This is a genomic window from Stenotrophomonas indicatrix, assembly GCF_050573115.1.
Lineage (GTDB): Bacteria > Pseudomonadota > Gammaproteobacteria > Xanthomonadales > Xanthomonadaceae > Stenotrophomonas > Stenotrophomonas lactitubi_A.
This window is the reverse complement of sequence record NZ_JBNYZT010000003.1, coordinates 132,054-154,477: the sequence shown is the minus strand read 5'-3', so window position 1 is coordinate 154,477 and position 22,424 is coordinate 132,054. Positions and strand designations below refer to the sequence as shown.

20 protein-coding genes, 1 other RNA gene and 1 pseudogene are annotated in these 22,424 nt (G+C 67.0%); 16 read left to right on the top strand and 6 right to left on the bottom strand.

Going from position 1 to position 22,424, the window contains the following annotated elements; all coding sequences use genetic code 11:
- Positions 1–107 precede the first annotated feature (107 nt).
- Together ACQ5SA_RS09545 and ACQ5SA_RS09540 are read right to left on the bottom strand one after the other, a co-directional pair.
- Complete coding sequence (locus ACQ5SA_RS09545; protein WP_181357032.1) at positions 108–476, bottom strand: YraN family protein; 369 nt, start codon at positions 474–476, stop codon at positions 108–110.
- The gene (locus ACQ5SA_RS09540) at positions 466–2,187 is read right to left on the bottom strand and encodes a penicillin-binding protein activator (protein ID WP_499314083.1); all 1,722 of its coding nucleotides are present in this window, start codon (positions 2,185–2,187) and stop codon (positions 466–468) included. Before ACQ5SA_RS09540 ends, ACQ5SA_RS09545 begins: the two co-directional genes overlap by 11 nt.
- A gap of 81 nt (positions 2,188–2,268) precedes the next feature.
- Here ACQ5SA_RS09540 and rsmI point away from each other — a divergent pair, with 81 nt between their 5' ends.
- Complete coding sequence (gene rsmI / locus ACQ5SA_RS09535) at positions 2,269–3,087, top strand: 16S rRNA (cytidine(1402)-2'-O)-methyltransferase (RefSeq protein WP_108267214.1); 819 nt, start codon at positions 2,269–2,271, stop codon at positions 3,085–3,087.
- A 52-nt stretch (positions 3,088–3,139) separates the two neighbouring features.
- Here the strand turns inward: rsmI and ACQ5SA_RS09530 are convergent, their stop codons facing one another.
- Both ACQ5SA_RS09530 and ACQ5SA_RS09525 read right to left on the bottom strand, forming a co-directional pair.
- Positions 3,140–3,994 carry a nucleotidyl transferase AbiEii/AbiGii toxin family protein gene (locus tag ACQ5SA_RS09530; protein WP_230110851.1) on the bottom strand — a complete coding sequence of 285 codons (855 nt, stop codon included), beginning with the start codon at positions 3,992–3,994 and terminating at the stop codon, positions 3,140–3,142.
- A complete protein-coding gene (locus ACQ5SA_RS09525; protein WP_108267210.1) occupies positions 3,991–4,593 on the bottom strand; it encodes a type IV toxin-antitoxin system AbiEi family antitoxin domain-containing protein in 603 nt (200 codons plus the stop codon). Before ACQ5SA_RS09525 ends, ACQ5SA_RS09530 begins: the two co-directional genes overlap by 4 nt.
- A 120-nt stretch (positions 4,594–4,713) precedes the next feature.
- On the opposite strand from ACQ5SA_RS09525, the gene ACQ5SA_RS09520 reads away from it, so the two are divergent.
- Together ACQ5SA_RS09520 and rnpB are read left to right on the top strand one after the other, a co-directional pair.
- Positions 4,714–5,523: a PDZ domain-containing protein gene (locus ACQ5SA_RS09520; protein ID WP_181393114.1), complete on the top strand. Its 810-nt coding sequence runs from the start codon at positions 4,714–4,716 to the stop codon at positions 5,521–5,523.
- Positions 5,524–5,606: 83 nt separating this feature from the next.
- Positions 5,607–5,958: RNase P RNA component class A (gene rnpB, locus ACQ5SA_RS09515), an RNA gene on the top strand.
- A 165-nt stretch (positions 5,959–6,123) separates the two neighbouring features.
- On the opposite strand, the gene ACQ5SA_RS09510 is transcribed toward rnpB, so the two are convergent.
- Complete coding sequence (locus ACQ5SA_RS09510; protein WP_312786598.1) at positions 6,124–6,603, bottom strand: DM13 domain-containing protein; 480 nt, start codon at positions 6,601–6,603, stop codon at positions 6,124–6,126.
- A 332-nt stretch (positions 6,604–6,935) separates the two neighbouring features.
- Complete coding sequence (locus ACQ5SA_RS09505) at positions 6,936–7,712, bottom strand: NRDE family protein (RefSeq protein ID WP_499314082.1); 777 nt, start codon at positions 7,710–7,712, stop codon at positions 6,936–6,938.
- A gap of 324 nt (positions 7,713–8,036) precedes the next feature.
- Here ACQ5SA_RS09505 and mraZ point away from each other — a divergent pair, with 324 nt between their 5' ends.
- From mraZ to ftsA, 13 genes and pseudogenes are all read left to right on the top strand, one after another.
- Positions 8,037–8,483 carry a division/cell wall cluster transcriptional repressor MraZ gene (gene mraZ / locus ACQ5SA_RS09500; RefSeq protein WP_025876601.1) on the top strand — a complete coding sequence of 149 codons (447 nt, stop codon included), beginning with the start codon at positions 8,037–8,039 and terminating at the stop codon, positions 8,481–8,483.
- 14 nt (positions 8,484–8,497) lie between these two features.
- Positions 8,498–9,466, top strand: a complete 969-nt coding sequence (gene rsmH / locus ACQ5SA_RS09495; protein WP_108267199.1) for a 16S rRNA (cytosine(1402)-N(4))-methyltransferase RsmH — start codon at positions 8,498–8,500, stop codon at positions 9,464–9,466.
- Entirely contained in the window at positions 9,463–9,726 is a 264-nt protein-coding gene (gene ftsL / locus ACQ5SA_RS09490) for a cell division protein FtsL (RefSeq protein ID WP_025876599.1), read from the top strand. The genes rsmH and ftsL overlap by 4 nt, the downstream gene beginning before the upstream one ends.
- Positions 9,723–11,567 carry a peptidoglycan D,D-transpeptidase FtsI family protein gene (locus ACQ5SA_RS09485; protein ID WP_499314081.1) on the top strand — a complete coding sequence of 615 codons (1,845 nt, stop codon included), beginning with the start codon at positions 9,723–9,725 and terminating at the stop codon, positions 11,565–11,567. The genes ftsL and ACQ5SA_RS09485 overlap by 4 nt, the downstream gene beginning before the upstream one ends.
- Positions 11,564–13,123: a UDP-N-acetylmuramoyl-L-alanyl-D-glutamate--2,6-diaminopimelate ligase gene (locus ACQ5SA_RS09480; protein WP_499314080.1), complete on the top strand. Its 1,560-nt coding sequence runs from the start codon at positions 11,564–11,566 to the stop codon at positions 13,121–13,123. The genes ACQ5SA_RS09485 and ACQ5SA_RS09480 overlap by 4 nt, the downstream gene beginning before the upstream one ends.
- Positions 13,120–14,514, top strand: a complete 1,395-nt coding sequence (locus ACQ5SA_RS09475; protein WP_499314079.1) for a UDP-N-acetylmuramoyl-tripeptide--D-alanyl-D-alanine ligase — start codon at positions 13,120–13,122, stop codon at positions 14,512–14,514. Before ACQ5SA_RS09480 ends, ACQ5SA_RS09475 begins: the two co-directional genes overlap by 4 nt.
- Positions 14,504–15,589, top strand: coding sequence for a phospho-N-acetylmuramoyl-pentapeptide-transferase (gene mraY / locus ACQ5SA_RS09470; RefSeq protein WP_100551564.1), 1,086 nt, complete (start codon positions 14,504–14,506; stop codon positions 15,587–15,589). Before ACQ5SA_RS09475 ends, mraY begins: the two co-directional genes overlap by 11 nt.
- Positions 15,589–16,908: a putative lipid II flippase FtsW gene (gene ftsW, locus ACQ5SA_RS09465; protein WP_230110844.1), complete on the top strand. Its 1,320-nt coding sequence runs from the start codon at positions 15,589–15,591 to the stop codon at positions 16,906–16,908. The genes mraY and ftsW overlap by 1 nt, the downstream gene beginning before the upstream one ends.
- Complete coding sequence (gene murG, locus ACQ5SA_RS09460) at positions 16,905–17,993, top strand: undecaprenyldiphospho-muramoylpentapeptide beta-N-acetylglucosaminyltransferase (RefSeq protein WP_499314078.1); 1,089 nt, start codon at positions 16,905–16,907, stop codon at positions 17,991–17,993. Before ftsW ends, murG begins: the two co-directional genes overlap by 4 nt.
- A gap of 40 nt (positions 17,994–18,033) precedes the next feature.
- Positions 18,034–19,470 (top strand): UDP-N-acetylmuramate--L-alanine ligase, encoded by a 1,437-nt coding sequence (gene murC / locus ACQ5SA_RS09455; protein WP_223494237.1) that lies wholly within the window; start codon positions 18,034–18,036, stop codon positions 19,468–19,470.
- The gene (locus ACQ5SA_RS09450) at positions 19,467–20,429 is read left to right on the top strand and encodes a D-alanine--D-alanine ligase (protein ID WP_499314077.1); all 963 of its coding nucleotides are present in this window, start codon (positions 19,467–19,469) and stop codon (positions 20,427–20,429) included. Before murC ends, ACQ5SA_RS09450 begins: the two co-directional genes overlap by 4 nt.
- Positions 20,426–21,103, top strand: a pseudogene (locus ACQ5SA_RS09445) (cell division protein FtsQ/DivIB); the annotation flags it as partial. The gene ACQ5SA_RS09450 and the pseudogene ACQ5SA_RS09445, both read left to right, overlap by 4 nt.
- A 68-nt stretch (positions 21,104–21,171) precedes the next feature.
- Entirely contained in the window at positions 21,172–22,407 is a 1,236-nt protein-coding gene (gene ftsA, locus ACQ5SA_RS09440; protein WP_025876580.1) for a cell division protein FtsA, read from the top strand.
- Positions 22,408–22,424: the final 17 nt, after the last annotated feature.

The following is a 22,424-nucleotide window of genomic DNA, read 5'->3' as shown; positions in this document are numbered from 1 at the left end:
TCACGCACCGTGGTAGAGCCGGCCAGGCTGCGCTCTGGTAGGTGCCAACCTTGGTTGGTACAGAAGCGCCGACCAAGGTCGGCCTCTACCAAAGCGGACGGTACCCATCAGCAATCATCCAACCGGAACGCATCCCGCAGCCAATGCAACTGCGGTGGCTCACCACTGGCTTCCACCACATCGAAACGGCAGGGCGCATTGGCCAGCGCCGGGTTGTCCTGCAGGTACAGCTGCGCGGCATGCGCCAGGCGCCGGCACTTGCGCGCATCCACCGAAGCGGCGCCGCCACCGAAATCCGATCGCGCGCGGTAGCGCACTTCCACGAACACCACGGTACCGGCGTCATCCATCACCAGGTCCAGTTCACCGCCGCGGTAACGCACGTTGCGTGCACGCGGCTGTAGCCCGGCCTGTTGCAGATGCTGCTCGGCGGCGGCTTCCACCGCCGAGCCACGTTGGCTGCGCTCAGCGACCACCGACGATCGGCATCGGCCGGCCGCCATTGAAGGTGGACCACGCCGGTTGGCGCAGGATGTTGCCGTTGCTGTCCAGGAACAGGGTACCGGTGGCACCGTCCAGGCCGCCCTCGTTGGACAGCTTGTCCAGGTAGGCACTGATCTTCCAGGCATCGGCGCCGAAGGCGAACAGGCGGCCGGCCGCGCCGCGCGCGCTGGGCAGGGTCTGCGCGACCTGGGCAGCGGACGGCACGCCGGACACGCTGCGCACGTTCCAGGCTTCGTTCGGGTAGATGATGCCGTCCAGCGCCACGTCTTCTTCGACCTTGCCGCTGCCGGTGGTCAGCTGCGAGGTACCCACGCGGGTGGCACCACCGGCACCGGCCAGCGCCAGCTGCGGCGCCAGCAGGCGGGCCTGCGGTGCACGTACGGCCAGGAACACGGCATCGACCGCGCCGGCGTTGCGCACCTGCGCGCTGACATCCCCCACCGTTTCGCTGATCGCGATGGTGGCGGCGACGCTGCCGCCGCGCTGGGCGAAGCGCTGGGCGAAGGCGGCTGCGGCGCGACGGCCGGTGTCGTCGCTGCTGTTGATCACCAGCGCCTTGCTGCGCTCGCGGCCACGCATGTATTCGGCGGCGACGATGCCGTCGTCCTCCGGTGCCAGGGAGAAACCGGCGCTGCCGGCTGGCGGTGCATCCTTGCCGCGGTTCAGGCCCAGCACCGGCACCGGCAGCTGCTGGCGGCCATACACGGCATCCACTTCGTCGCGGCCGAGCGGGCCGACCACGAAGTCGGCACCGGACGCTACGGCCTTGTCATACGCGGCCAGCGCACCGGCCGGGGTACCGGCGGTGTCGAAGAAGTTGACCTCCGGACGACGGCGGGTTTCGCCGTAGTACGCGCTGAGCAGGCCATCGCGCACCGGCTGCGCGGCGGTGGCCAGGCGGCCGCTGAGCGGCAGCAGTACCGCCAGCTTGGCCGGTGGGCGGTAGCCATCGCTCATGGCCGGCGGGCGCTTGCTGGTGTCGAACTGGGCGGCGCCATCACGATCGAACGGGCGCGGCAGCGGCAGGCCACGGGCGATCAGCGCGCGGCCGGCGAAGTTGTACAACGGGTCATTGGCCGGCAGTGCGGCGGCACGGCTGCGCAGGGTGGCATCGTCAAGGGTGCCGAGCAGGCCGGAGATGGCGGCCTGGTTCTCGTTGCGCGCAGCACCGGCCAGACCGGCGTGCGCACGGGCGCGTTCGGTGGCGGCGCCGAAGGCATCGCCGGTAGCCTGCAGGGCATTGGCGCGGGCCAGCGACCAGCGAGTGCGCAGGCTCGGGTGCACGCTGTCGCCATGATCCTTCAGCAGGGCCAGCGCCTGCGCCGGCTGTTTGTCGGCCAGCGTCAGCTCGGCACTGGCCAGCTGGTAGCGCTGCAGGCTGGCACCGTTCACCTGGCGGGCGGTCACCTGGCCCAGCAGGCTGCGCGCGCGTGCGCTGTCGCCGGCCAGATGCCAGGCCCAGGCCGCATCGGCCAGGGCGTTGCTACGGGCACCACCACGCAGGGTGGCGGCCAACGCTTCCAGTTGCAGGGCGGCGTCGCGCGGCTTGCCTTGTTCGATCAGCGCCAGCGCCTGGCTCTGGGCCGGCGATTCGGGCGCGCTGACGAGGCTGGTGGTGGCACAACCGGCCAGCAGCATCAACGACAGCGACAGGGCAGAGATGCGTGCGGCGGGCTTGTTCATGATCGGGTCCATGCGATGAGGGCAGCGGCCTTGGCCAGGTACACGCTAGGATTCTACCCTTGCCCCGTGAGTACCGCTGAAATGAGTGTCCCAACCCTGTATGTCGTCGCCACGCCGATCGGCAACCTGGCCGATCTGAGCCCGCGCGCGCAGGACGTGCTGCGTTCGGTGGCGGCCATCTGCGCCGAGGACACCCGCCGCAGCGGCCAGCTGCTGTCCCATTTCGGCATCCAACAGCCGCTGGTGGCGCTGCACGAGCACAACGAAGAGGCGCTGGCCCAGCGCCTGGTGGCCCGCCTGCAGGCAGGCGAATCGCTGGCGCTGGTCAGCGATGCCGGCACCCCGCTGGTCAGCGACCCCGGCTTCCGCCTGGTGCGTGCGGCGCGCGCGGCCGGCATCAAGGTCAGCCCGATTCCCGGCGCCTGCGCCGCCATCGCCGCGCTGAGCGTGGCCGGCTTGCCCAGCGACCGCTTTACGTTCGAGGGCTTCCTGCCGGCCAAGGCCAGCGGCCGCCGCGATCGCCTGCAGGCGCTGGCCGGCGAAGTGCGCACGATGGTGTTCTACGAATCCTCGCACCGCATTACCGAATCCCTGGCCGACATGGCGGCGATCTTTGGCGGCGAGCGCCCGGCCGTGCTGGCGCGCGAGCTGACCAAGCTGTTCGAGACCGTGCTGGACGGCGACCTGGCCGGGCTGCTGGCGCAGGTGGAAGCGGACGACAACCAGCGCAAGGGCGAGTTCGTGGTGATGGTGCAGGGCGCTGGCGATGATGCCGAGGCGCAGCTGGCCCATGGCCGTCAGGTCTACGCCAAGCTGAGCGAGCACCTGCCGCCGTCGACCGCCGCCAAGCTGGCGGCCGAATTGACCGGCGCACCGCGCAAGGCGTTGTACGGCAGTTGATGCGCGGGGTCGGACCCCTGCAGGGGCTCCGACCTCAGACACCCGAGGGTCGTTACGTGTGCAGCGTGCGGATGAAGGTGCTGATTTCACCTATCACTACGTCCAAGGGTGGGGCCAACAGGCGATTTCTGCGCAGGAAGGCTCTCCACTGCGCCTGTTTCTGCGCATCGTCGGCAAATGCCTTCGACAAGCCGAACGGCAGCGCTTGCGGCCAATGTGTACCGCGGCGTTCGAACGTTGCGCGAATCGTCTCGCTCAGTGAGGAGGTTGCCATTTCACCTTCGCGCGCCAGCGCCAGCAGATCGAAGTAGTCCTTCATCCTGCTGTTGGCGATGCCCAGTACTGTGATGGCTTCGAGTTTCTCGGCGAAGACGGCTTCCCGCGGGTAGACCCGCAATCGGGGTGACGGGAACTCATCGAGCAGTACCGGGTAGTTGCATTCAGGCGGCGGCTGATGGACGGCATCGCCGAACCCGACATCCCATTGGACGTGGCAGCGGGCATTGCCCAACTGAGCGCACAGTCGCATGCGCAGTCCCTGGTAGTGGGAGCCTTCGCGTATCGATTCGATGGCAGCCGAGGCCGCATCGAACTGCAATCCATCGTCCAGTTCAATCGCGCACAGGTCATGCACGATGCGCATCAGCTGCTGGGGATCAGACGATCCGTGCCCCAGGAAGTCGGCATCACGGGTGGGCCTATGAGGAACGTCGAACCATATCGCGAAAAGCATCGCGCCCTTCAGCAGGAACTGCTGCCGGTAAGGGGACATCGACAGTCGGTACAGCATCAGCTCTACCGCGAAGCGATCCAGTACGAACTGGAAGTCTTCGTCGCGCTCCCGTGCGCGGTCACGCAGCCGCTGCCGTATGGAGCGGATGCGGTCTGAGGAGGGCGTGGAGGTCATGCCAGCGCTTCAAGATAGGGGCGCATCAGTCTGGCAACGCGGCAGAGGCGTGCATACCTCCAAAGCTCATCCACGGTGGTCGCGCCCTCGCGCAGCGCGTCCCGCAGCGCTTCGATGGCAACGTCCATACCCACCAGATTCCGGTACTTGAAGCAGTCGGCAACGGTTTTGGCCACGCAGGTCGTGCGCACGTGCCGGCGTCCGACCTGCAGTGGTTCCAGCCCCGCCTCCAGTGTCTTTTCCGACATGCGGACAACCCGCAGAGGCGGCCAGTCGATACGGGGCGCACGATCCTTGTTGCCAATGGCAATCCAGACTTCGAAGGGTGTCTGGGTGGTCAGGCCGTGCTGGCGCAGGGCGCTCAGCAGGCACAGTCGCGGCGAAGCAGTGCGCTCGGCGACAACCTGCAGTCCCTCCTGTCCTTCCGCCGAAGCCAGGCCGGGCAGCATGTACACGCCCCGGGACAGCCGTTGCAGGTTGCCAGCGGCGACAAGTCGCGACAGCTGCGCGCGGGCTACGCCGGCGCGGACCAGATCGCGCGAGCGTGCCGCGCCCGTGCGCTGGATCAAGGCCTTGGCAATGGCGAGTGGGTCGGTCATTGGGCGATTGTTCCATAGTGTCGGTATAAATGAAGTAAATACCGACAATTTGGAACAAGGGTTGAGATGTTAGTTTTGGGGCGTCGGGGGAAGTCCCGTAGTTCTTCATGGAGGAAAAAGATGCTGGCAAACGGACTGTCATTGCTGCTTGCCCTGGTTGGCGCGCCCGCCCCGGTCACCGCGGGCGACGACATCGAGGCCATGACCGAGGCCGATCTGGGCCGGGATTACATCGGCTACGCGCTGTTCGACCCCGGTCTGGTGAGCATCAAGCAGCTGGATCCGGCCCGGAACTACAGTCGCTACGTGATGTACCGCATGGCGCGCGATGTTCTGGAGTCGTACGACGCTTGCCTGCAGGTGGACGCCGACAACCGCGCAACGATCGAGGCGGCGTACCAGCAGGTAGTAAGTACCCAGCAGCGGTACGTCAGCGCGACGCAGTGGCGCGACCTGCAACTGGCGCTGCGCGCTGGTCGCATGCAGCTGCCCGAACGCGCGCAGTGGCAGTGCGGGGCCTTCGTGGATAACGCGCCCTATTTCGACGCAGCGTTGGACGACGCCTTGCTGGGCGCGGCCGAGCTTGCGCGCGACCGGGCCGGTGAGGGTGATCTGCGCAATGATGCGCTGCGCCCGGTGCTGGGGATTCAGATGAGTGGCCCTGCCGTGGTTGAAGCCGAGCCCGACGACGGTCCCGCGCGCCGGGCCGGCGTGCGCATGGGGGATGAAGTGCTGGCGGTGGATGGCACCCGGGTGAAGACGGTCTTCGGTATTGGGCAGGCGTTGAAATCCCGCAATCCAGGTGACCGGGTGGAGGTGAGGCTGCGCCGGGTTGAATGGGACGGCATGAAGCCGCAGTCGCGCGAATTGACGGTGACGGTGGAGCTGGAGTCGCGGGCGGCCTTGATGGGGCGTGCGAAGCCTCGGTAGATCCACGCCATGCGTGGATGGATGAATCGCGCGCCGCGATCAACCCGGCAGGGCAGGCCCGCGTGCGGTAGAATGCGCACGGCGGAGTCGGCCAGACAGTCGCGTCATCCCTTCGGGGGTGCCGAGGAAAGTCCGGGCTCCATAGGGCAAGGTGCCAGGTAACGCCTGGGCGGCGCAAGCCGACGGAAAGTGCAACAGAAAGATACCGCCTACGTCTTCTTCGGAAGGCCGGTAAGGGTGAAATGGTGCGGTAAGAGCGCACCGCGAGTCTGGCAACAGACCGGTACGGCAAACCCCACCTGGAGCAAGACCAAATAGGGATCCATTGGCGCGGCCCGCGTTGGATCCGGGTAGGTTGCTTGAGCGTTGCGGCGACGTAACGCCTAGAGGAATGACTGTCCACGACAGAACCCGGCTTATCGGCCGGCTCCGCCCCTTCATTCCATCCACGTGCATCCACGCATGGCGTGGATCCATCTGCCTTCATCCACGCATGGTGTGCATCTGGTAGTGCCGGCCGCTGGCCGGCAACCTCTGGATCTTCGGGCAGTTCACGCGGCTGCCGGCCAGCGGCCGGCACTACCCGGATGATGTCCAGCCTCAGCCCGGCTTCCGGTACTGCCCGGCTGAAATGAACTGCGAGAAGCGCTCGCACCACACCACGACGGTGGTGAATTCGTCCACGTCCACATCGGCCGGCACATCCACCAGGAAGCGGTTGAAGGTCTTGACCTCGCCGATACGCTTGGCCTTGGCCTTGATCTTCAGGAAGTCGGCCTTGTTGTCGACGAAGTCGTGGACCAGGTAGACCTTGTAGTCCGGGCCCGGGCCCATCTTGCCGTCGAAGGCGACCTGGCGGGCGCTGACGCTGACCTTGCCTTCGGCCCAATGCACCGCGTCACTGCCTTTGAGGTCGCGACGGAAGGTGGTGCGATAGGTGGCGTCGGCCATCGCGGTCTGTACCTGCTCGACCGGCGGATCGTCGGGCGCGATCAGGATGGGCAGGAAATACACGCCCAGACCGAAGCCGAGGCCGAGGGTGAGTACGTGGGTGGCGAGCAGGATGAGGATGCGGCGCATGGGGCCTCCTTGTGAGTGTGGATCGCGCGGCATGGCACCGGGCAGGACCACCTTGAGAGGCTGAGGGCGACATTTATAGACACAGTGCCGAAGGCGAAAAGGGCACAGTAGGGTGACTGCAGCGGCGCAGGCCCTGTGGCGCGGGCGGAAAGGCGCTGCGTCGGAAAGCTGAATGACCCTGTTGGCGGCCTTGTGTCGCGGCAACGCGGTGCGGGTAGTGCCGGCCGCTGGCCGGCAGCCGCGTGACCTGCCCGAAGATCCGGAGGTTGCCGGCCAGCGGCCGGCACTACCCCGCTGGCAAGGGGGTTCGGCCAACGTCGGGCATCACCAGGTCAGAAAATGACGTGACTCTGTCCACCGGGTACACCCTGCGGCCCAAATCGCCGCTCGTGGATTTCGCCCTGGCCGTTCGCGTCAATCAGCAGCACCGTGCTGGCGCGGGTGCCGTAATCGTCGCCCCGGATGAAGGCGGGGCTGAGCCAGCGTTCGCGCTCCAGGCCGATGCCGGTATCGGGCAGGTCGCTGTCGGCCGGGCGGTGTTCGTCGGCGAGGGCGTTCCACAGTGGGGTCAGATCCCTTTCCCCTCGGGAAAGGGATCTGACCCCGTCCTGTTCCAGCCAAGCGGAAAGCGCGTCCATCAATCGCCGTGTCTTTGGCCAGGGCGCGTCGATGGCGCCATTGGACATCCCATGTACGCCGGGGCCAAGCGTCTGTCGCTCGGCCGGGTGGTTGCCCAGGTATTCCAGGCTGTTGCCATCGGCCAGCAGCAGGTTGAAGGGGGCGTAGGCAGCGGAGATCCCGGCCAGACGCTCTATATGCGTACCCGCCGGATCGCGGCCACGCAGGTAGTCGGCCACCAGGGCGCCACGTGACGGCCCGGTCTGCGACGCCTGCGGATCGCGGACGTTGGTCACCACCGCCATCCGGCCGCCGGCACCAACGCCGGCCCAGCCGCCGCCGGAGCGCAGGTCGCGCCCGCCGATGACGGACGTCTCATCCTGCCAGGGGGCCAGGGCCGCGGTGGGGCGGGTGTGGAACTCATCACGGTTGCCAGCCATCACCAGCCGCCAGCGCGGGTGGTGCAACCAGCCAAGAGCAAGCAGGCACATGGGGCCATTGTGCCCGGTTTGCGCAGAACGGCGTCGCTTTCGGCCCGTTCTGGATGAATGCGCAGCCTATGTTTCACGCGCCGTCCACACCCCTGAACTTCCGTTCAATCTCAAAAATTGAGACGGATCAGCAACTTGTGGATAAACCTTGAACAACTCTCTAAACATTGTTGCAAGCCATTGATGCGGCTGGCGATTTCTCCTCGGAAAAGTTGTTGACAACCCTTTGGCCGCTGCTAAGGTGGGCATCAGAGGGAAATCCGGGTGTTTTGTGGATTTTCGTGGTTCAATGTTTCACCGGGCGAAGGATAAGGTGCAGGCGTCGTGTTCCAGGGCGAGACGGCCATCACAGTTGACGACAAAGGACGCATGGCGGTTCCCACCGCTCACCGCGACCTCGTTGCGCGCGTCAGCAACAACCGTCTCGTGTTGACCTACAACCCCTTCGAATCGGGCTGCCTGTGGCTGTATGCCGAGTCGGAATGGGAGCGGGTACGCGACGACGTCATGTCCAAACCCAACACACAGCGCGTCGTACGTCTGCTGCAGCAGAAGCTGGTCGGTTCAGCCGCCCACCTGGAGCTTGACGGCAACGGTCGCATCAGCATTCCCGCCAGCCACCGCGGTGCGGTGGGCATTGAGAAGAAGGCGGTATTGCTCGGTATGGGCGACAAATTCGAATTGTGGAGCGAGCAGGCGCATCGGGCCCTGATCCAGCAGACGTTGTCTGATGAGGATCTGGGTGATGGGTTGCTCGACCTGAAGTTGTGAGCCGGGGTGCCCGGATGCGCCCAGAAGCGCAGACCGGTCACCTTCCGGTGTCGCAGTCGCCGGCGGTGCATCTGCCGGTCCTGTACACCCAGGTCCTGGAAGGCCTGAGGGTGATCGAAAACGGACGTTATCTGGATGGCACGTTCGGTCGTGGCGGTCATGCACGTGGCGTGCTCACCCAGCTCGGTCCCGAGGGACGCCTGCTGGTCATGGACAAGGATCCGGAAGCCATTGCCGTTGCCGAGCGCGATTTCGCGCCGGACCCGCGCGTGTCGATCTTCCGTGGCAGCTTCGCCCAGCTGCTGCAGTGGAACGAGACCGCCGAAGGCCTGGACGGCGTGCTGTTCGACCTTGGTGTGTCCTCGCCGCAGCTGGACGTGGCCGAGCGTGGTTTCAGCTTCGGCAAGGACGGCCCGCTGGACATGCGCATGGACCCGGACAGTGGCGAAAGCGCTGCGCAGTGGCTCAACCGCGTGGAAGAGCGCGAGCTGATGGATGTGCTGTGGACCTATGGCGAAGAACGCCAGGGCCGACGCATCGCCAAGGCCATCGTGGCCCGCCGCGACAAGCAGCCGTTCTCGCGTACTGCCGAACTGGCCGAGCTGATCGCCTCGGTGATGCCGCGCGGCAAGGACAAGATCCACCCGGCCACGCGCAGCTTCCAGGCCATCCGCATCCACATCAACCGCGAGCTGGCCGATCTCGAAGCCGGGCTCGATGCGGCCGTGCAGCGGCTCAAGCCCGGTGGCCGGCTGGCGGTCATCAGCTTCCACTCGCTGGAAGACCGCATCGTCAAGCAGTACATGAACCGCCTGGCCAAGGCACCGCCGGCCAACCGCCGGCTGCCCGAGGCGCAGGTGTTCGTGCCGACGCTGGACCTGTTCGGTGGCGCCATCAAGGCCACCGACGAAGAGCTGGCGATGAACCCGCGCGCCCGCAGCGCCGTGCTGCGTGTTGCCCAGAAGCGGGAGGCCGATGCATGAGCCGGCTGCTGCTGATCATCCTGTTGGCCTGCACCGTGGCCTCGGCGATCGGCGTCGTGTTCGTGCGTCACCGTCACCGGCAGACGTTCATCGAGCTGTCGCGCGCCGAGCGTGCGCGTGATGACCTGAACATTGAATTCGGCCGCCTGCAGCTGGAGCAGGCGACCCTGGCCGAAGCCAACCGCGTGGACAGCATCGCCCGCGAAAAGCTCGGCATGAAGTTCCCCGAGGCCGCCGACGTCGTGGTGGTGCGCCCATGAGCAAGACCGGCCGCAACCGTCCCCGCAACGCCTTCAACCTGCGCCAGCGCCTGCGCTGGGTGGCCCTGGCACTCGGTCTGTGCTCGGTGTCGCTGGTCGGTCGTGCCGCCTACGTGCAGATCATCAACAGCGACTTCTACCAGCGCCAGGGCGAAGCCCGTTACCTGCGCGAACTGCCGATCAAGACCTCGCGCGGCATGATCACCGACCGCAACGGCGAGCCGTTGGCGGTGTCTACGCCGGTCGCCTCGATCTGGGTGAACCCGCAGGACCTGCTGCGATCGCCCGAGCGCATCCCCGAGCTGGCACAGGCGGTGGGCATGTCGGTGGACGAGCTGAGCAGCCGCCTGTCGCAGAAGTCGGACAAGGAATTCATGTACCTGCGTCGCCGGATCAATCCGGACGAGGCAGAGCGCGTGGTCGCCCTGAAGATTCCGGGCGTGGCGGCTCAGCGCGAGTTCCGCCGCTTCTACCCGCAGGGTGAAGCGATGGCGCACGTGCTGGGCTTCACCAACATCGACGACCGCGGCCAGGAAGGCCTGGAGCTGGCCTTCGACGAATGGCTGCGCGGCAAGCCCGGCGGCAAGCGGGTGATCCGCAACCGCAAGGGCGAGACGGTCGAGAGCGATCTGCTGCGTGCCGCCGAGCCGGGCAAGGATCTGACCCTCAGCATCGACCGCCGCATCCAGTACCTGGCTTTCAAGGAACTGCGCAACGCGCTGGTGGCCAACAAGGCGGCTGGCGGTTCGATGGTGATCATGGACGTGACCACCGGCGAGATCCTGGCCATGGTCAACCTGCCGACCTACAACCCCAATTCCGTGGGCGGTGCGGCCCCGGACACGCGCCGCAACCGCGCGGTGACGGATCTGGTCGAGCCGGGTTCGACGATGAAGCCGCTGACCATCGCCACCGCGCTGCAGGCGGGTGCGGTGACCAAGGACACCGTCATCGACACCAACCCGGGCTACATGACCCTGGGGCGTTTCACCATCCGCGATGTGCCGCGCAACAACGGCGTGTTGAACGTCACCGGCGTGATCACCCGCAGCTCGAACGTGGGCGCGGCCAAGGTCGCCGCGAAGATGCCCGACCAGGTGTTCTACGACGGTGTGCGCCGCTTCGGCTACGGCTCGGTACCGCACAGCGGCTTCCCGGGTGAGTCGGGTGGCGTGGTGCTGCGTCCGGCCCGCTGGTCGGGCACCACCAAGACCACCATGTCCTACGGCTATGGCCTGAATGTCACGCCGCTGCAGATTGCGACGGCCTATTCGGCGCTGGCCAACGGCGGCAAGTTGATCGCACCGACGTTCGTCAAAGGCCAGCGCAACGAAGGCCAGCAGATCATCGATGAGAACGTCGCCAAGCAGGTGGTGGCGATGATGGAAACGGTGGTCACCCAGGGCGGCGCCAAGCAGGCAGCGGTGCTGGGTTATCGCGTGGCCGGCAAGACCGGTACCGCGCGCAAGACCGGCCCTGGCGGTTACGAGCGTGGCCACTACAACGCGCTGTTCGCGGGCGTGGTGCCGGCCACCAATCCGCGTTTTGCCACCGTCATCGTCATCAACGACCCGCAGGGTGGCAAGTTCTACGGCGGCCTGGTGTCGGCGCCGGTCTATCACAACGTGATGGAAGGCACGCTGCGCCTGATGGACGTGCCGCTGGACGATCTGCAGTCGTGGCTGGCTGCCCAGCAGTCCGGAAAGATCGGGCATTCGGCCTCGGTGCTGCCGCTGCCGCCGGCCGAAGCCGCGCTGCCGGTGGATGCCGCCGCTGAATTCGATGCCGCGCTGCCCAGCGCGCAATCCCATGTGCCACCCGCTACGGGAGGCACGCAATGAGTCCTTCGATGTTGCTTTCGCAGTTGCTTCCGGACGTGGCCCTGGCGGGCCATGATCCCGTTTTGACCGGCCTGGTGCTGGACAGCCGTGCCGTGCGCCCCGGCAATGCCTTCGTCGCCATCGCCGGCTTCGGCGCGCATGGCCTGGGCTTTGTCGAGCAGGCGCGCGCAGCCGGTGCCGGCGCGATCCTGTTTGAAGCGCCGGCGCCCGCCGAACTGCCTGCACCGGCCGATGCCATCGCCGTGCCGGGCCTGCGTGCGCGGCTGGGTGCGATGGCCGACCAGTTCCATGGCGCGCCGTCGCGGGCGATGACCATGGTTGGCGTGACCGGCACCAACGGCAAGACCTCCACCGTGCAGCTGCTGGCCCAGGCCTGGCATCTGCTCGGTACGCCCAGTGGCAGTATCGGCACGTTGGGCGCCGGACTTTATGGTGCCGTCGAACCGACTGGTTTCACCACCCCGCTGGTGCTGCAGATGCATGCGCTGCTGGCGCAGCTGCGCGACGACGGCGCGCGTGCGGTGGCGATGGAAGTCAGCTCGCATGCGCTGGACCAGGGCCGCGTGGATGCCGTGCACTACGACGTGGCAGTGTTCACCAATCTCACCCGCGATCACCTTGATTACCACGGCGACATGGCCAGCTACGGCGCGGCCAAGGCGCGGTTGTTCCATCGTCCGGGCCTGAAGGCGGCGGTGATCAATCTTGACGATGCGTTCGGTCGCCAGCTGTTCGCCGGCCTGCCGGCGGGTGTGCAGGCGATCGGCCTGAGCTCGCGCGGTGCCGACGGCGCCAACCTGCGCGCCGACGCACTGCAGCTGGATGGTCGCGGCATCGGTTTCGACCTGATCATCGATGGCCAGCGCGCTGCAGTGCAGTCGCCGCTGCTGGGCCGCTTCAACGTGGACAACCTGTTGGCCGTGGCCGGCAGCCTGCATGCGCTGGGCCAGCCGCTGCCGCGCATCGCCGAGGTGCTGTCGGCGCTGCAGCCGATCCGTGGCCGCATGAACCGCCTCGGCGGCGAAGACGGCCTGCCGACCGTGGTGGTTGATTACGCACATACCCCCGACGCGCTGGAACAGGCACTGGACAGCCTGCACGGTCACCTGCAGGGCACGCTGTTCTGCGTGTTCGGCTGCGGTGGCGAGCGCGATACCGGCAAGCGCCCGCAGATGGCCGCCATTGCCGAACGCCTGGCCAACCAGGTCATCGTCACCGACGACAACCCGCGTGGCGAAGATGGCGACGTGATCGTGGCCGACATCCTGGCGGGTTTCGCTGATACCTCCACCGTGACCGTGCAGCGCAACCGCGCGCGCGCGATCGGCCTGGCGGTGAAGCGCGCCGGTGACGGCGACATCATCCTGATCGCCGGCAAGGGCCACGAGCCGTACCAGGAAGTGAATGGCGTGCGCCATGACTTCGACGACACCGAAGTGGCCGCTGCTGCACTGGCCGCCAAGGTCGGTGTGCTTTCGGCGACGCGCATGGATGCGCTAGTGGCCCGGCCGCAGGACGCGGAAGAGGGCCCACAGGCCGGGGAGGGCGCGGCATGAAGCGCACCCTGCTTTCGCTGATCGCGCACTGGGCCGGTGGCGAGATCCACGGCGACGACGTGGCCATCGATGCCATCAGCAATGATACCCGCAGCCTTGGCCCGGGCAGCCTGTACGTGGCGCTGCGTGGCGAACGCTTCGACGGCCATGACTTCGCCGCTGACGCGCAGGCACGTGGCGCCAGCGCGCTGCTGGTCGAGCGCCTGCTGCCGCTGGACCTGCCGCAGGTGCTGGTGGCCGACAGCGAGCGCGCGCTGGCGAAGATCGCCGCCGGCATGCAGCGTGACCGTGCGACCGAACTGTTCGCCATCACCGGCAGCAACGGCAAGACCAGCGTGAAGAGCCTGCTGCTGGCGATCCTGCAGCAGGTGGCGCAGCACGCGCACAAGGTGGTCTACGCCAACCCGGGCAACCGCAACAACGAGATCGGCCTGCCGCTGGCGGTGATCGACGCACCGGAAGATGCCGACTACGCCGTCTACGAGATGGGCGCCGGCAAGCCGGGCGACATCGCTTACCTGACCGACATCGCGCGCCCGCGATACGCCCTGGTCAACAACATCGCCGCGGCCCACCTGGAGCGGATGGGCAGCCTGCTCGGCGTGGCCGTGACCAAGGGCGCGATCTACGCCGCGCTGCCGGCCGATGGTGTTGCGGTGATCAACGTCGACGACGCCTACGGGCGCTGGTTCGAACAGCATTTCATCGGTACCCCGGCACGTTGCCGGGTGCTGCGCTATGGCCTGGAACACACCGCCGACGTCACCGCGCGCGACATCCGCGCCGGTGCGCAGGGCAGCCGCTTCACCCTGGTCACGCCGATGGGCGAGGCGGGCGTGGTGCTGGGTCTGCCGGGCCGCCACAACATCAGCAATGCACTGGCCGCCGCCAGCCTGGCGCTTGCCGCTGGCATAGAGCTGTCACTGGTGGCTACCGGCCTGGCCGAAGCGCAGCCGGTGCCGGGCCGCCAGATCGCCCATCAGCTGCACAACGGCGCGGTGTTGGTGGACGACAGCTACAACGCCAATCCCGGTTCGCTGGCAGCTGCCATCGACGCGCTGGCCGCCGCACCGGAAGAGGGCTGGCTGGTGCTGGGCGATATGCGCGAGCTGGGTCCCGATGCCGAGGCGCTGCATGCACAGGCGGGTATCCGCGCGCGTGCCGCCGGCCTCAAGCGCCTGTATGCACTGGGCCCGCTCAGTGCCGCCGCTGCCGCCGCGTTTGGCGAGGGCGGACGCCATTTCACCACCCATGACGCGCTGTCGCAGGCGTTGAAGGACGAGCTGCACGCTGGCGTGCGCTGCCTGGTCAAGGGTTCCCGTGGCAGCGCCATGGACACGATTGTCAAAGCGCTGCTGGCGCAAGGAGAGGAATCCCCGCATGTTGTATGAACTGGCTCGATGGTTGCAGCAGTTGGAGAGCCTGTTCGGGCTGTTCAACTACCAGACGTTCCGCGCCATCCTTGCCGCGTTGACGGCGCTGTTCCTGTCGCTGTGGCTCGGCCCGGCGATGATCCGCAAGCTTGCCCAGTTCAAGGGTGGCCAGCCGATCCGCAAGGACGGCCCGCAGACCCATTTCTCCAAGGCCGGTACGCCGACCATGGGCGGTTCGCTGATCCTGCTTACCGTCACCCTGTCGGTGCTGATGTGGGCCGACCTGCGCAACCGCTACGTGTGGCTGGTGCTGGCGGTGATGCTGTGCTTCGGCGCCATCGGCTGGTACGACGACTGGATCAAGATCGTCCGTCGCGACCCGAACGGCCTGAAGTCGCGTTGGAAGTACCTGCTGCAGTCGATTTTCGGTCTGGCTGCGGGCATCTTCCTGCTGCAGACCGCCGATGTGCCGGCGGCGTTGACCTTCTACATCCCGATGTTCAAGTCGGTGGCGCTGCCGTTGGCTGGCGTCGGCTTCGTGGCCATCGCTTACTTCTGGATCGTCGGCTTCTCCAACGCGGTCAACCTGACCGATGGCTTGGACGGCTTGGCGATCATGCCCACCGTACTGGTGGCTTGCGGCCTGGGCGTGTTCGCCTATGCCTCGGGCAACGTGGTGTTCGCCAACTACCTGCAGATCCCGCAGATTCCGGGCGCTGGTGAGCTGGTCATCATCTGCGCGGCGATTGCCGGCGCAGGGCTGGGCTTCCTCTGGTTCAACACCTACCCGGCCATGGTGTTCATGGGCGATATCGGCGCGCTGTCGCTGGGCGCGGTGCTGGGCACCATCGCGGTGATCACCCGCCAGGAACTGGTGCTGGTGATCATGGGCGGCGTGTTCGTCATCGAAACGCTTTCGGTGATGATCCAGGTCGCCTCGTTCAAGCTGACCGGCAAGCGCGTGTTCCGCATGGCGCCGATCCACCACCACTTCGAGCTGAAGGGCTGGCCGGAGCCGCGCGTGATCGTGCGCTTCTGGATCATCTCCGTCGTGCTGGTGCTGATCGGCCTGGCCACGTTGAAGGTACGCTGATGAATGACCTGTCGCACCAGGCAACACGCCTTGAGGCCATCGGTGGCAGCTACGACAAGTGGCTGCTCGGCGCGATGATCGCGCTCACCGGGCTGGGCGTGGTGATGGTCGCGTCGAGCTCGATCGCATTGATGAGCAGCCCGTTCTACTACCTCAACCGCCACCTGATCTTCCTGGCGGTCGGCATCGTGCTGGCCATCCTGGCCGCGCGTACCGAGCTGAAGACCATCGAGCAGTACAACCAGATGCTGTTGCTGGGCTGCTTCGCGCTGCTGGTGGTGGTGTTCGTTCCTGGCCTGGGCAGCAGCGTCAACGGTGCCCGCCGCTGGATCAACCTGGGCATCTCCAAGTTCCAGACGGTCGAAGCGGTGAAGGTGCTCTACATCGTCTGGCTGTCCAGCTACCTGGTGCGTTTCCGCGACGAGGTCAACGCCACCTGGCCTGCGATGCTCAAGCCGCTGGGCGTGGCCGGTGCGCTGGTGGTACTGCTGCTGCTGCAGCCCGACTTCGGTTCGTCCACCCTGTTGCTGGCGATCACCGCCGGCATGCTGGTGCTGGGCGGGGTGAACATGCCGCGCATGTCGATGCCGGTGGTGATCGGCCTGGTCGGCATGAGCGCGCTGGCGATCATCGAGCCCTACCGCATGCGCCGCATCACCTCCTTCCTCGACCCGTGGGCCGACCAGCAGGGCGACGGCTACCAGCTGTCCAACGCGCTGATGGCGGTGGGCCGCGGTGAGTGGACCGGCGTCGGCCTGGGCAACTCGGTGCAGAAACTGTACTACCTGCCCGAGGCACACACCGATTTCATCTTCTCGGTCACCGCCGAGGAATTCGGTTTCCTGGGCACCTGCACGATCGTGGCGCTGTATGCGCTGCTGGTTGGCCGCACGTTCTGGCTGGGCATGCGCTGCGTGGAAATGAAGCGCCACTTCTCCGGCTACATCGCCTTCGGCATCGGCCTGTGGATCAGCATGCAGACCTTCGTTTCGATCGGCGTGAACCTGGGCATCCTGCCGACCAAGGGCCTGACCCTGCCGCTGATTTCGTCGGGTGGTTCGTCGGTGCTGATGACCTGTGTGGCGATGGGCCTGCTGCTGCGCGTGTCCTATGAACTCAAGCGTGCCGAACGCCGCCAGGCCGTGCGCATGGGCGCTGCCGACGACGTGACTGGCCCGGCTCCGGCCGATGCGCCGACCGCACCGGTGGCAAAGAACGTGCCGATGGCTGCTGAACCGGCCGCGGCCGAGTCGGCTGCCGTGCGCGGCACCAGCCGCCTGCAGTCGCGCGTCGAACCTACCTTCGGGAGGCTCGGATGAGTGCTGTCCAGAACAATGCTCGGCCGGTGATGATCCTGGCCGGTGGTACCGGCGGGCACATCTTCCCGGGCCTGGCCGTGGCCCGCGTGCTGCGCGCGCGTGGCGTGCCGGTCACCTGGATGGGCGCCGCTGGCGCAATGGAAACCCGTCTGGTTCCGCAGCACGACATCCACATCGATACGCTGGCCATCACCGGTCTGCGCGGCAAGGGCAAGCTGGCCCTGCTGGCTGCGCCGTGGCGCCTGATGCGCGCGCTGCGTGCCGCCGGCCTGATCATCCGTGATCGCCAGCCGCGTGCGGTGGTCGCTTTCGGTGGCTTCGCCTCCGGCCCCGGTGGCATGGCCGCGCGCCTGCACGGCCTGCCGCTGATCGTGCACGAACAGAACCGCGCGCCGGGCCTGACCAACCGCATCCTGTCGCGCTACGCGCGCCGCCTGCTGACCGGTTTCCCGGGAACCTTCGCTGCACGCGAGGAATTCGTGGGCAATCCAGTGCGCGCCGAAATCGCCGCCGTCGCGCCGCCGGAACAGCGGCTGGCCGATCGCAGCGGTCCGCTGCGGCTGCTGGTGCTGGGCGGCAGCCAGGGTGCTCGCGCGCTCAACAGTGGCGTGCCGCAGGCACTGGCCGCACTCGGTACGCAGGTGCCGGTGGTGGTGCGTCACCAGAGTGGCGAGAAGCTGCATGCCGAAGCGGTCGAGGCCTATGCCAAGGCCGGCGTGCAGGGCGAAGTGACGCCGTTCATCGCCGACATGGCCGAAGCTTTCGCCTGGGCCGACCTGGTGGTGTGCCGTTCCGGCGCATCCACGCTGGCCGAACTCTGTGCGGTCGGCATCGGCAGCGTGCTGGTGCCATTCCCCGCCGCCGTCGACGATCACCAGACCCGCAATGCGGAATACCTGGTCGAGCGCGACGCGGCCGTGTTGCTGAAGCAGGACGAAACACTGGCAGCCGGCATTGCCGCGCTGCTGCGTGATCTGTCCGAAAATCCCGCCCGCCGCATGCAGATGGCGCAAGCCGCGCGTGCCCTGGCCAAGGTCGATGCCGCCGAGCGCATCGCCGATATCATTCTCGAGGAAGCTGTATGAAGAAGGCACGCTCCAGCGCCTGCCCTGCGCGAGGCCGCGCATGATCCGCCGCCTGCATGACACCAACGATCTGGTGCGCGCATTCCCGCGCGTGCATTTCGTCGGCATCGGTGGCACCGGCATGAGCGGCATCGCCGAAGTGATGCTGACGCTGGGCTATGAAGTGTCCGGTTCGGACAACGCCGACAACGCTGCCACCCGCCGTCTGGCCGGGCTGGGCGCGCGCATCATGCGCGGGCATTCCGCCGCCAATGTGCTGGGTACCGACTGCGTGGTGGTCTCCAGCGCGATCCGCGAGGACAACCCGGAGCTGATGGAAGCGCGCAGCCAGCGCATTCCGATCATGCCGCGCGCGGCGATGCTGGCCGAACTGATGCGTTTCCGCCGCGGTATTGCCGTGGCCGGTACCCATGGCAAGACCACCACCACCAGCCTGACCGCTGCGGTGCTGAGCGAAGGCGGGCTGGACCCGACCTTCGTGATCGGTGGTCAGCTGCTGGCGGCCGGTGCCAACGCCAAGCTCGGCGGTGGCCAGTGGCTGGTGGCCGAGGCCGACGAGAGCGACGGCAGCTTCCTGCGCCTGAATCCGTTGATGTCGATCATCACCAACATCGATTCCGATCATCTGGAGAACTACGGCAACGACTTCGCCCGCGTGCAGGCAGCGTTCGCCGAATTCCTGCAGCGCCTGCCGTTCTACGGCCTGGCGGTGCTGTGCATCGACGACCCGGAAGTGGCCGCACTGGCTGCCAAGACGCCGCGCCACGTGATGAGCTACGGCATGAGCCCGCAGGCCGATGTGCGCGCCGAGAACGTGGTGCAGGAAGGTTCGCGCATGCGCTTCACCCTGCGCCTGCCGCAGGGCACCAGCCAGGAAGTGGTGTTGGCGCTGCCGGGCAAGCACAACGTGCTCAATGCGCTGGCCGCTGCGGCGGTGGGTTGGCAGCTGGGTGTGTCTCCGGACACGATCGCGCGTGCGCTGGCCAGCTTTGCTGGCGTCGGTCGCCGCTTCAACGATCTGGGCGAAGTGACCACCGCCAACGGTGCCAAGGTCCGCATCATCGACGACTACGGTCACCATCCGAGCGAGCTGGAAGCGGTGTTCGCTGCCGCCCGTGGCGGCTGGGCTGACAAGCGTCTGGTGGTGGCCTTCCAGCCGCACCGTTACAGCCGTACCCGCGATCAGTTCGACAAGTTCGCCGCCGTGCTGTCGAGCGTCGATGCGCTGGTTCTGAGCGAGGTCTATCCGGCCGGTGAAGAGCCGATCGCCGGTGCCGATTCGCATGCGCTGGCCCGCGCCATCCGTGCGCGTGGCCGCAGTGAGCCGGTGGTGGTCGGCAAGGCGTCCGAACTCGCCACCGTGCTGCCGGACGTGCTGCAGGACGGTGATCTGCTGCTGATGATGGGGGCCGGCGACATCGGCGCCGTTGCCAGCCACATTGCAGTGGAAGGCTTCAAGGCGGAGGGCGAGGCGTGAGCACGCTGACCTTCCCGCCGCTGCGCAGCACCGATCCGGCCGTGTTCGGCCGCGTCGCCGTGCTGCTCGGTGGCAGCTCCAGCGAACGTGAAGTGTCCTTGGATTCGGGCCGCAACGTACTTGAAGCACTGCAGTCGCGTGGCGTCGATGCGGTCGCCATCGATGGCATTCCGGCGCTGGCCAAGGCGCTGGCAGCCGGCGGCATCGATCGCGTGTTCAACATCCTGCACGGCCACAACGGTGGTGGTGAGGACGGCATCGTGCAGGGTCTGATGGATGCGTTCGGCGTGCCCTACACCGGTTCCAACGTGCTGGGCTCGGCGTTGAGCATGGACAAGATCCGCACCAAGCAGGTGTGGCTGTCGCTGGGCCTGCCGACCCCGCAGTACCGGAAGGTCGATGCGTCCACCGTGCATGCGCTGGCGGCCGAGCTCGGTCTGCCGGTGGTGGTCAAGCCGGCCAATGAAGGTTCCAGCGTAGGCATCAGCCGGGTCACCGACGACGCCGGCCTGGACGAAGCCGTGGCCCTGGCCGCGCGCTACGACGGCCAGCTGCTGATGGAACAGATGGTGGTCGGTGACGAACTGACCGTCGCCATCCTGGGCGATGTCGCGCTGCCGTCGATCCGCATCGTGCCCAAGGGCCAGTGGTACGACTACAACGCCAAGTACATCGCCGAAGACACCCAGTACCTGTGCCCCGGCCTGGACGGTGATGACGAAGAAGAGATCCGCCGCATCGCGCTGGCGGCCTTCCGCGCCGCGGGTTGCCGTGGCTGGGGTCGTGTGGATGTGATGCGTGACCGCGTCAGCGGCCGCTTCTTCCTGCTGGAAGTGAACACGGCGCCGGGCATGACCAGCCATTCGCTGGTGCCCAAGGCGGCCGGGCAGGCCGGCATCAGCTTCGAGGAGCTGGTGTGGCGCGTGCTGGAACAGACCCTGGAGGCATCGCACGCATGAACGCGGTGCTGCGTATCTTTGTCTGGCTGTTGGCACTGTCGGTGGTTGCACTGCCGGTGGTGGCCGTGGTCAATGGCTGGGTCGGCGCCGAGCGCTGGCCGCTGGCGAAGCTGCGCGTGCACGGTGAGTTCAAGCGGGTGCCGCCGGAGCAGTTGCAGCAGGTGCTGCTGCCGTATGCACATGCCGGTTTCTTCGCGGTGAAGCTGCAGGACGCGCAGGACGCACTGGAAAAGCTGCCGTGGGTGGAAAGCGCGCAGGTGCGCAAGCAGTGGCCGGATGTGCTGGAAGTGACGCTGGTCGAGCACAAGCCGTTCGCGCGCTGGGGCGAAGGTCGCCTGCTGTCCGAGCAGGGCAAGCTGTTCCCCACGCCGAAGAAGCTGGCCGACCTGCAGCTGCCCGAGCTGGATGGCCCGGACAGCCAGACCGAAGAAGTGGTCAAGCTCTACAACGATTCGCGTGCGCTGTTCGCGCCGGCTGGCGTCGATGTGCGCCGGCTGACCATGGACGCGCGCGGCAGCTGGTCGCTGCTGCTGAGCAACGGCACTGAAGTGGTGGTCGGCCGCGATGACGCGCGTTCGCGCCTGCAGCGCTTCGTGCGCGTGCTGCCGCAGCTGGCCAACCAGGCCGCGCCGATCGAGCGCGCCGACCTCCGATATACCAATGGTTTCACGCTGAGCTGGGGCACTCCGGCCGCCCCCGCCAATGCACCGGGCACCCCGGCAAGAAGGACGCAGGAAAGAACATGAATCGCAAGGGTGACAAATCGCTGATCGTCGGCCTGGATATCGGCACCTCCAAGGTGGTGGCGCTGGTGGGCGAGTATTCGCCGGGCAACCCGATCGAAGTGATCGGCATCGGCTCCCATGAGTCGCGCGGCCTCAAGCGCGGCGTGGTGGTGGATATCGAATCGACCGTGCAGTCGATCCAGCGCGCGGTTGAAGAAGCCGAGCTGATGGCCGGCTGCGAGATCCGCTCGGTGTACGCCTCCATCTCCGGCAACCACGTGCAGTGCAAGAATTCGCCCGGCATCGTGCCGATCCGCGACGGCGAAGTGACCTGGGGTGACCTGGATCGCGTGCTCGATGCGGCCAAGGCGGTTGCGATTCCGGCCGACCAGAAGATCCTGCATGCGATCCCGCGCGAGTACGTGCTGGACGACTCGCAGGAAGGCATCCGTAATCCCGTCGGCATGACCGGCGTGCGCCTGGAGGTGCACGCGCACCTGGTGGTGTGCGCGCAGTCGGCCGCCGCCAACATCAGCAAGTGCGTGCAGCGCTGCGGCCTGCAGGTGGACGACCTGGTGCTGTCCTCGCTGGCCTCCAGCGTGGCGGTGCTGACCGCCGACGAGCGCGAGCTGGGCGTGGTGCTGGTCGACATGGGCGCCGGTACTACCGACATCGCGGTGTTCGTGCAGGGCGCGATCTGCCACACCGCCTCGCTGCCGATCGCCGGCGACCACGTGACCAACGACATCGCGCACATGCTGCGCACGCCGACCCCGGAAGCCGAGCAGATCAAGGTGCGCTACGCGTGTGCCCTGGCCCAGCTGGCTACCGCCGAGGAGAGCATCCAGGTGCCGTCGGTCGGTGATCGTCCGCCGCGCCGCATGCCGCGCCACGCGCTGGCGCAGGCAGTGCAGGGCCGCTACGAAGAGATCTTCGAAATGGTGCAGGCCGAACTGCGCCGCTCCGGCTTCGAGGAACTGGTGCGTGCCGGCATGGTGCTGACCGGTGGTGCCTCGAAGATGGAAGGCGTGGTCGAACTGGCCGAGGAAATGCTGCAGATGCCGGTGCGCGTGGGCATTCCGCAGCACGTCACCGGTCTGGGCGAAGTAGTGGGCAACCCGGTGCATGCCACCGGCGTGGGCCTGCTGCTGATGGGCAGCCAGATCGAGCATCCGCGCCGGCCGTCGCTGCCGACTGGCCGCGCTGGAAGCATGTTCAAGAAACTCAAGACCTGGTTCCGCGGCGAATTCTGACGCGGAACCTGCACTAC